The sequence below is a fragment of the Sporomusa sp. genome (assembly GCF_057736855.1).
The window spans coordinates 11,255-19,788 of sequence record NZ_JBYKYF010000023.1 but is presented as its reverse complement, the minus strand read 5'-3'; the positions used below and the strand labels follow the sequence as shown (position 1 = coordinate 19,788).

At 47.1% G+C, this 8,534-nt stretch carries 12 protein-coding genes; all 12 read left to right on the top strand.

Annotated elements, in window-relative coordinates:
- On the top strand, positions 1-490 hold a 490-nt coding region (locus AC29Z1_RS03035; protein WP_488269979.1), incomplete at its 5' end, for a nitrilase-related carbon-nitrogen hydrolase.
- Between the two features lie 6 nt (positions 491-496).
- Positions 497-1,117, top strand: a complete 621-nt coding sequence (locus tag AC29Z1_RS03030; protein ID WP_488269978.1) for a LysE/ArgO family amino acid transporter — start codon at positions 497-499, stop codon at positions 1,115-1,117.
- A gap of 141 nt (positions 1,118-1,258) precedes the next feature.
- Positions 1,259-1,468, top strand: a complete 210-nt coding sequence (gene rpmE / locus AC29Z1_RS03025; RefSeq protein ID WP_488269977.1) for a 50S ribosomal protein L31 — start codon at positions 1,259-1,261, stop codon at positions 1,466-1,468.
- Positions 1,469-1,628: 160 nt separating this feature from the next.
- A complete protein-coding gene (locus AC29Z1_RS03020; protein ID WP_488269981.1) occupies positions 1,629-2,468 on the top strand; it encodes a DUF1385 domain-containing protein in 840 nt (279 codons plus the stop codon).
- Positions 2,461-3,528 carry a peptide chain release factor 1 gene (gene prfA, locus AC29Z1_RS03015; RefSeq protein WP_488269976.1) on the top strand — a complete coding sequence of 356 codons (1,068 nt, stop codon included), beginning with the start codon at positions 2,461-2,463 and terminating at the stop codon, positions 3,526-3,528. Before AC29Z1_RS03020 ends, prfA begins: the two co-directional genes overlap by 8 nt.
- Position 3,529: 1 nt before the next feature.
- Positions 3,530-4,390: a peptide chain release factor N(5)-glutamine methyltransferase gene (prmC, locus tag AC29Z1_RS03010; protein ID WP_488269975.1), complete on the top strand. Its 861-nt coding sequence runs from the start codon at positions 3,530-3,532 to the stop codon at positions 4,388-4,390.
- Between the two features lie 54 nt (positions 4,391-4,444).
- Positions 4,445-5,488 (top strand): L-threonylcarbamoyladenylate synthase, encoded by a 1,044-nt coding sequence (locus AC29Z1_RS03005; RefSeq protein ID WP_488269974.1) that lies wholly within the window; start codon positions 4,445-4,447, stop codon positions 5,486-5,488.
- A gap of 133 nt (positions 5,489-5,621) precedes the next feature.
- On the top strand, positions 5,622-6,218 hold the full coding sequence (locus tag AC29Z1_RS03000) for a manganese efflux pump MntP (RefSeq protein WP_488269973.1): 597 nt from the start codon (positions 5,622-5,624) through the stop codon (positions 6,216-6,218).
- Positions 6,219-6,344: 126 nt separating this feature from the next.
- Positions 6,345-6,809: a low molecular weight protein arginine phosphatase gene (locus AC29Z1_RS02995; RefSeq protein WP_488269972.1), complete on the top strand. Its 465-nt coding sequence runs from the start codon at positions 6,345-6,347 to the stop codon at positions 6,807-6,809.
- Positions 6,810-6,862: 53 nt separating this feature from the next.
- Positions 6,863-7,309, top strand: a complete 447-nt coding sequence (rpiB, locus tag AC29Z1_RS02990; RefSeq protein WP_488269971.1) for a ribose 5-phosphate isomerase B — start codon at positions 6,863-6,865, stop codon at positions 7,307-7,309.
- 7 nt (positions 7,310-7,316) lie between these two features.
- A complete protein-coding gene (locus AC29Z1_RS02985; protein ID WP_488269970.1) occupies positions 7,317-7,871 on the top strand; it encodes a TIGR01440 family protein in 555 nt (184 codons plus the stop codon).
- Between the two features lie 46 nt (positions 7,872-7,917).
- Positions 7,918-8,534: serine hydroxymethyltransferase (locus AC29Z1_RS02980; protein ID WP_488269969.1), on the top strand; the 617-nt coding region annotated here is incomplete at its 3' end.

The window sequence follows — 8,534 nt, the reverse complement described above, 5'->3', positions numbered from 1 at the left end:
CCACCGTAAAGCACATTTGTTTGATGTGAATATTAAGGGAGGTACCGTGTTTCAGGAATCGAAAACATTGACGGCTGGCGACCGTATGACTGTGGTAAACACTTCGCTCAGCACTATGGGTGTAGCCATTTGTTATGATGTGCGTTTTCCCGAACTGGCACGCGCTATGGTGCTTAAAGGAGCAAATATTTTGATTTATCCAGCGGCTTTCGGACCGGTTACCGGACCTGCGCACTGGAATTTGTTGATGCGGGCACGGGCTGTAGACAATCAGGTATATGTTATTGGTGCCGCTCCGGCTCTTAATGCCGCGAGCCAGTATAAGGCCTATGGACATTCGATGATTGTTGATCCCTGGGGCAGAATCCTAACCGAGGCTGATGAAGCCGAGACTGTATTATTTGGAAAACTTGATTTGCAGACAATTAAACGGGTACGGGAAGAACTGCCGCTGTTACAGCACCGTCGTCCAGAGTTATATGAGGTGTAAGAAGTAATGGAACCTTTTATTCATGGTATTATTTTAGCAATGGGATTAATCTTGCCGTTAGGTGTGCAGAATTTATTTGTTTTTACGCAGGGGGCTGTGCAGCTTACGTTATGGCAGGCCATGCCTGCGGTTATAACGGCCAGTATTTGCGATACATTGCTTATTTTGGCAGCGGTATTGGGCTTGTCGTTGGTAATATTAAGTTTTAGCTGGCTAAAGACAGTATTGTTGGGAAGTGGCATTGTCTTTTTGCTATACATGGGTTGGGTTTCCTGGCAGAGTCAGCCGGATCAAGCGCAATCGGTTGGTGCGGTAAGATTGTCTGCTGGCAAGCAGGCCATGTTTGCAGCCTCGGTTTCACTTTTAAACCCACATGCGATTCTTGATACTATCGGCGTAATTGGTACGAGTTCGCTACACTACGCCGGCAACAGCAAAGTCATATTTACAGTTTCTTGTATAATGGTATCTTGGATTTGGTTCTTGTTTTTAGCACTTGCCGGAAATAAAATTAGCAGTCTGAAAAATTCGGACAAGTGGCTTGGCTTGTTGGGAAAATTTTCTGCGCTGTTTATTTGGGGTACGGCCATGTATTTAGGTTATAGCCTGTTTATCGATTGTTTTTAGCTTGTAAGGCAGCTAATATCTACCTGAGGCTGCCGTGACGTTGTAAAGAAAGTTGCCGTAAGATAGCTTGCGCGGCCTTGTCCGATGTGCTATAATTATCACGCGTAATTTAAAGTGGCTTTATAAAGCGAGGTGCAAGATATGCAAGAAAAAATTCATCCCCAATATGGAGAAGCCAAAGTAGTCTGCGGCTGTGGAAATACATTTATGACTGGTTCAGTTAAGAAAGAACTGCGTGTAGATGTATGCTCTAAATGTCATCCGTTCTATACTGGTCAACAGCGCCAGGTAGCTGCAGGCGGTCGTGTAGAAAGATTCAACAAGCGTTACGGTAGCCAAAACCAAGGCTAATTAGCAAGCAGCAGAGCAGTGATGCTCTGCTGTTACACTATATGTTATAATCAAACTGCAGCAGGGCAGGTATGCTCTGCTGTAATTATATGGAGAAAGGGCGGGTAGCGTGAGTGAGAAAAAACCTTTTGTTGGCGGGCAAGCTGTAATCGAAGGGGTAATGATGCGTGGTCCAGAGTTTATCGCCACTGCCGTTCGCGAACCGTCCGGCAATATTATTGTTAAAAAGGAGCGGTTGACATCCATTACTGACCGTTATCCGATCTTGAAAAAACCTATGATTCGCGGTGTTGTGGCTTTAGCCGAATCGTTAATTTATGGTATGAAGGCCCTGTCTTTTTCTGCTCAGGCGGCCGGGGAAGAAGAGGAAGAAACATTATCCAATAAAGAGATTGCTATGACCATGTTATTTTCTTTGGGATTGGCCATTGTGCTATTTGTCATCATTCCCACCTATGCGGCTAAATATATCCATAGCTCGGTAACCGATTCCCGCCTGTTAAATACTTTTGAGGGTATGTTGCGCTTAGTTATATTTTTTCTGTATGTTTGGGGGATATCTTTGATGAAAGATATCCAGCGTGTGTTTCAGTATCATGGTGCTGAACACAAAACCATTCATGCTTATGAAGCTGGCGAGGAACTGACAGTGGAAAACATCCGGAAGTACAGTTGTTTGCATCCACGCTGTGGCACTAACTTTTTGCTTATTGTTATGGTGGTAAGTATTGTGTTGTTTGCCTTTTTAGGATGGCCTGATCTCTGGCTCCGGATTGTATCCCGGATTATATTGCTGCCAGTAGTGGCAGGGATTGCCTATGAGATTATCCGGTTTGCTGGCAGAAGTAAAGCCAAATGGGTGGGCTGTGCCATTACCCCCGGTTTATGGCTGCAAAAGCTGACAACCCGTGATCCAAGTGATGATCAGATTGAAGTTGCCATTGCGGCCTTGAATGCCGTACGACCAGACCAAGATGTAGAGGTGAGAACAGATGCTTGATAAACTGCAGGCTCTTGAAGATAAATATCTGGAGCTGGAAGGCCGAATCAGCGATCCGGCGGTTATGGCTGACATGACCGAATGGCAAAAGCTGACCAAGGCTCACAGCAAAATGACTGCTGTTGTAGAAAAGTTTCGTGAATACAAGAAGACCCTTCAGGCACTTAATGATGCGCGAGAACTGCTGAAAGATAAGCTTGATGACGAATTCCGTGAAATGGTGGAAGAAGAATATGAGGAAGCTAAACGCAAAGTAGCAGTCTTGGAAGAAGAGCTTAAAATTTTGTTGTTGCCTAAAGACCCTAATGACGATAAAAGCGTTATTGTTGAAATCCGCGGCGGTGCTGGCGGCGATGAAGCTGCTTTATTTGCCGGTGATTTATTTCGCATGTATACCCGGTATGCGGAAAGTCAAGGGTGGCGGGTGGAAGTTCTTGATGCCAATGCTCCGGATTTGGGCGGTTTTAAGGAAGTTGTATTTTCCATTGACGGTGAAGGCGCCTACTCCAAACTCAAATATGAGAGTGGGGTACATCGGGTTCAACGGGTACCGACTACTGAATCAAGTGGCCGGATTCATACCTCTACTGTGACCGTAGCCGTGTTGCCTGAAGCCGAAGAGGTTGATGTTGAGATTAATCCCAATGACTTACGGATCGATACCTATTGTGCCAGCGGTGCAGGTGGCCAGCATGTTAACAAAACTGAGTCGGCAGTGCGGATTACTCATTTGCCAACCGGTGTGGTAGTACAATGCCAGGACGAAAAATCTCAGTTTAAAAACCGTGAAAAAGCCATGCGCGTGCTGCGGGCCAAATTATTAGAACTGGCACAGGCCGAACAGGCGGCGGAAGTTGCTGAAAATCGTAAAAGTCAGGTCGGAACAGGTGACCGTAGCGAGCGGATTCGAACATATAACTTCCCGCAAGGCCGGGTTACTGACCATCGTATTGGCTTGACGCTCCATAAGCTGGATTTTATATTAAACGGTGAGTTGGATGAGTTGATTTCAGCACTGGTTACTGCCGGACAGAGTGAAAAACTGAAAGACGTTGAATAATATGAGCGTGCAATGGACTATATCTTCAATTTTACAATGGACCAGGCAGTATTTTGGCTCCAAGGGGATTGATAATCCCCGCTTGGATGCCGAGGTACTGCTTTCCCATATCCTAGGTAAGAGCAGATTGTATCTATATACAAACTTTGATCAGCCGCTGACCCAAGAAGAATTAGCCGCCTATCGCGAAGCTGTCAAGCGGCGGGCTATGCGCTTCCCGGTGGCCTATATTACTGGTTCAAAAGAATTTATGGGGCTGGATTTTGCAGTGAGTCCGGCGGTACTTATTCCCCGGCCTGATACTGAAATTTTGGTGGAAGCCGCTCTAGACCGCTTGTTAGGCAAGACGAAACCGACAATTGCTGATCTAGGTACAGGCAGTGGTGCCATTATTATCAGTATTCTGACCAAACTGGCTGATGGCTCAGGTGTAGCGGTAGATATATCAGAGGCTGCCTTGGCTATTGCCAAAAAAAATGCCATAAGACATCAGGTCGCTAGCCGTTTGGAATTTTTTCAAGGAGACCTCTTTCAGCCGTTGGCCGGAAAAACATTTGATGCAATCCTATCAAACCCTCCTTACATTCCAGATGCAGATATCACCGGGTTAAGTGCCGAAGTGCGGCGAGAGCCATACCAGGCGCTTGCTGGCGGAAAAGATGGCTTGGATTTCTATCGGCGTATTGTGGCTCATGCTGCCGGGTATCTTAACCCTGGGGGGTTTCTTGCCGTGGAAGTGGGAATGAATCAAGCTGGCTTGGTGGGAGCCTTGGCTGATGCGGCCAGTGGACTTGTACAAGAAGCTGTTATTAAGGATTATGCGGGAATTGAGCGCGTAGTAGTCTTTCACTTACGCGAATGAACGGATGAAGGATACACTTACACCGTCCCTCGTTTCCCTAATGGAGCTGATGATATGCAAACGAAATATTTTCGAGTTGACCCTGCGAATCCGGATACTGCTGTACTGGCGGAGGCGGCAGAACTGTTGCGGCAGGGAGAATTAGTAGCGTTTCCAACGGAGACCGTATATGGTCTGGGGGCCAATGGGCTGCATGCCCAAGCGGTAAAGGGCATCTTTCAGGCCAAAGGCCGGCCGTCAGATAATCCGCTGATCTTACATATTGCAACACCTGATACCATTCATGAATTAGCGGCTTCTGTGCCGGCAAGTGCCAGAGCACTGATTGAGCAATATTGGCCGGGGCCGCTTACCATTGTTGTTGAGCGTCAGCCGCATGTCCCTGATGAAGTGACCGGCGGGCTTAATACGGTGGCGGTGCGGTTGCCGTCATCGCTGGTGGCCCGCGAACTAATTCGTTTGGCCGGTGTGCCGATAGCTGCGCCTAGCGCCAATATCTCTGGCCGGCCAAGCCCGACCACTGCTCAGGATGTGCTTACAGACCTTAATGGAAAAATTGCTGCGGTCATTGATGCGGGGGCATGCGCCATTGGTGTAGAATCAACAGTAATTGACTGTACTACGCCGGTGCCGACCCTGCTGCGTCCAGGCGGTATTACTTATGAGATGTTAGTAGCCGTGTTGGGCGATATTGAAGTCGATCCGGCATTAGCAGGATCTGGGGTTAGACCTAAGTCTCCTGGCATGAAGTATACCCACTATGCACCCAAGGCTCCCATGATTTTGATTGAAGCCGAACCAGACCGCATGGTTGAGCTCTTACATCAGGAAATAAAACAGGCACAGGCAGCCGGCAAAACGGTGGGAGCCATTGTTTCTGCCGAATTGGCAGATGATTTGCCGCCAGGCACGGTAACCACGGTATATGGTTCACGCAACGATACTGCCGCTGTGGCTGCGAACTTATATACGGCGCTAAGAAGTTTTGATCACAAACCTGTTGATATTATTTATGCCGAAGGCATTGACGAACAGGGGCTGGGCTTGGCGGTTATGAACCGCCTGCGCAAGGCAGCCGGTTATCGTATTCTGCGTTGATGATTATAAACTATAAGGCTGACACGTAAGCGGAAGTCGTCAGAATATCCAATGGAAATATGGCATAGAGTCCTAGTAATGCTTCATATTGCCTTTTACTGGTACATATATATTACCAGTAGGGGGTGGGGATATGAGTGCGTTTGAACTCCTGGTTCTGAGTGCAGCCCTGGGAACAGATTTGTTTTCCGTAGCTGTGCCGATTGGTATGAATAAAGTGCGTTGGTTGCTTATTGTCCGGTCAGCCGTTATTTTTGCGCTATTTCATATAATCATGATTTTAACTGGCTACCATATTGGCCATTGGTTAGGCAGTGTTGTTGAACATGTCGGGGCATACCATATTGATTGGCCAACAGCGAATGTACAAAATGTGGCAGCCATTATTGGTGCACTGGTATTGGCTGGTTTAGGCATTAATATGATTAAAGACAATATGCAAGGTCAGGACAGTGTCTCCCCAGTTAGTCCTTTGCGTGGCGGTGCTCTTATGGTGTTAGCAGCCAGTGTGAGTCTTGATGCTTTGGCCGCAGGCTTTAGCCTGGGAATGATGGATGTGGATCTATTAAGTCTTAGTGTCATTCTTGGTCTTGTCATTTTTGTTATTGCACTCTTAGGATTGGGACTTGGCCGCAAACTAGGACATTATATCGGGAGCAGGGCCGAATTAGTAGGTGGCTTGGTCTTGCTGCTGTTAGGGATACATATTATCTGGACAACAATTTACTAAGGGTGTGGGTTTCGTTTGCTGGGTGGCTAAAAAATCCGGCCATGTACGTAAAGAGGAAAGTGTAAAACCAAAATAATGGTATGAGATATTTTTTTCGAACATAAAATAAGAGGAGTTGAGCGTAACATGCTCAAGATTTTGTTTGTCTGTACAGGTAATACCTGTCGCAGTCCGATGGCTGCCGCTCTTCTCGCCGATATTGCCGAAAAAGCTGGGATGGCAGACCAAATCAGTATTGCATCAGCAGGCATTGCTGCTGGACGTCAACCGGCATCTGCGCATGCCAGGACAGTTATGCGCGAGTGTGGCCTAAATGTGGACAACCATTGTTCCCAGCAACTCACGCCAGAACAGCTCGTACATGCTGATTTAATCCTAACTATGACGGCTGCGCATAAACGGGCATTAGCCGGTATGGCCGCAGGTCTGGAGGGAAAACTGTATACATTAGCCGAATTTGCCGGTGAAACTCATGATGTGAGTGATCCATTTGGTGGCAGTGAGGCTGAGTACCGCCAATGCGCCAAACAAATCCAGCAGTTGCTGACACTAGCTTGGGAAAAAATTGTCAGTTTGGCAGGAAAAAACTAATTGGTGTGGAAAAGGTGAAAAGGTGCTAAATAAAAAAATGGGAAGGTATATGCATGAAGGTAGCAATTGGCAGTGATCATGGCGGTTTTCGCCTTAAAGAAGAGATTAAAGTGCTGTTGACAGAGCTAAATATCGACACTCACGATTTTGGCACATATACGCCAGAGGCGGTTGATTATCCCGATATTTCCCGCCAGGTTGCTGAAGCCGTGGCGAAGGGGGAATATGACCGCGGCATTATTGTTTGTGGCACAGGCATTGGTGTAAGCATTGCCGCTAACAAAATCAAAGGGATTAGAGCCGCACTGTGTAATGATGTTTTTTCCGCGAAAATGTCGCGTGAGCATAATGATGCCAATATCCTAACACTGGGGGAACGGGTAATTGGCCCTGGTTTGGCCCGGATGATTGTTGAGGTTTGGCTAAAAACTGAGTTTGCCGGTGGTCGACATGCCAACCGGGTAGATAAAATAATGGCTCTCGAAAACATGAGGGAGTGAAGGATTTGTGGAGACAGATTTGGCAACTATTGGACGTCAGATAATACTGGCGACAGAGGAACTGATAGAAACAGCTCAGTTAAAACCAGGCCAAATTCTGGTGGTGGGCTGCAGTACTAGTGAAGTCCAAGGGGCTCGCATCGGCTCCTACGGTTCGGAAGTAATAGCTGCTCGACTTTTGTCAGGTCTTTGTAAAGTTTGTTCCAAGTATCGGGTTGCGCTGGCTATTCAATGTTGTGAACATTTGAACCGAGCACTGGTGGTTGAACAGGCTGTAGCAGACAGATATAACCTCGAAGTCGTTCAGGTGATTCCAGTGGCTAAAGCCGGCGGTGCATTGGCTGCAGAGGCCATGCGTGAATTTGTCAATCCTGTCGTTGTGGAGGCCATTTCCGCCCATGCCGGTTTGGATATTGGCAGTACTCTGATTGGTATGCATATTAAACCAGTCGCCGTTCCGGTACGCCTGACGCAAAAATTTATCGGTCAGGCCTATGTAACAGCCGCTCGCAGCAGACCTAAACTGATTGGTGGGGCCCGGGCTGTCTACGAGTTATGTTAATTTATTCATAAATTGGATTGCATGTTACTTTGAGGAGGAATTGTGTATGACCATACTTGCCAGTGTAGATCCCGAGATAGCACGGGCCATTGATCTTGAACGTACACGGCAGCAAACCAAGCTGGAACTTATTGCCTCAGAAAATTTTGTTAGTAAAGCGGTAATGGAAGCGCAAGGGTCGGTATTAACGAATAAATATGCTGAAGGGTATCCGGAGCACAGGTACTATGGCGGCTGTGAATATGTTGATATCGTTGAGCAATTGGCTATAGAGCGGGCCAAAAAGCTGTTTGGTGCCGACCATGTTAATGTTCAGCCGCATTCGGGGGCACAGGCCAACACGGCTGTATATTTTGCTTTCCTAAAGCCTGGAGATACCATTCTGGGAATAAATCTTGCCCATGGTGGACATCTCACTCATGGGAGTCCTGTTAATATTTCCGGGCAATATTTTAATGTGGTTGCTTATGGTGTAGATGCTGTTACCCACCAGATTGATTATGATCAGGTTGCCGAACTAGCGATGAAACATAAGCCGAAGATGTTGGTAGCTGGGGCTAGTGCTTATCCGCGAATTATTGATTTTGCTCGTCTGGGTCAAATTGCCCGTGAAGTTGGTGCCTTGTTCATGGTGGATATGGCGCATATTGCTGGTCTGGTAGC

Coding starts and splice junctions, on each gene's coding strand:
- AC29Z1_RS03000 (WP_488269973.1), top strand. CDS start 5,622: ATGAGTGCGTTTGAACTCCTGGTTCTGAGTGCAGCCCTGGGAACAGAT.
- AC29Z1_RS03020 (WP_488269981.1), top strand. CDS start 1,629: ATGATGCGTGGTCCAGAGTTTATCGCCACTGCCGTTCGCGAACCGTCC.
- prmC (WP_488269975.1), top strand. CDS start 3,530: ATGAGCGTGCAATGGACTATATCTTCAATTTTACAATGGACCAGGCAG.
- rpmE (WP_488269977.1), top strand. CDS start 1,259: ATGCAAGAAAAAATTCATCCCCAATATGGAGAAGCCAAAGTAGTCTGC.
- AC29Z1_RS03030 (WP_488269978.1), top strand. CDS start 497: ATGGAACCTTTTATTCATGGTATTATTTTAGCAATGGGATTAATCTTG.
- prfA (WP_488269976.1), top strand. CDS start 2,461: ATGCTTGATAAACTGCAGGCTCTTGAAGATAAATATCTGGAGCTGGAA.
- AC29Z1_RS02995 (WP_488269972.1), top strand. CDS start 6,345: ATGCTCAAGATTTTGTTTGTCTGTACAGGTAATACCTGTCGCAGTCCG.
- AC29Z1_RS03005 (WP_488269974.1), top strand. CDS start 4,445: ATGCAAACGAAATATTTTCGAGTTGACCCTGCGAATCCGGATACTGCT.
- rpiB (WP_488269971.1), top strand. CDS start 6,863: ATGAAGGTAGCAATTGGCAGTGATCATGGCGGTTTTCGCCTTAAAGAA.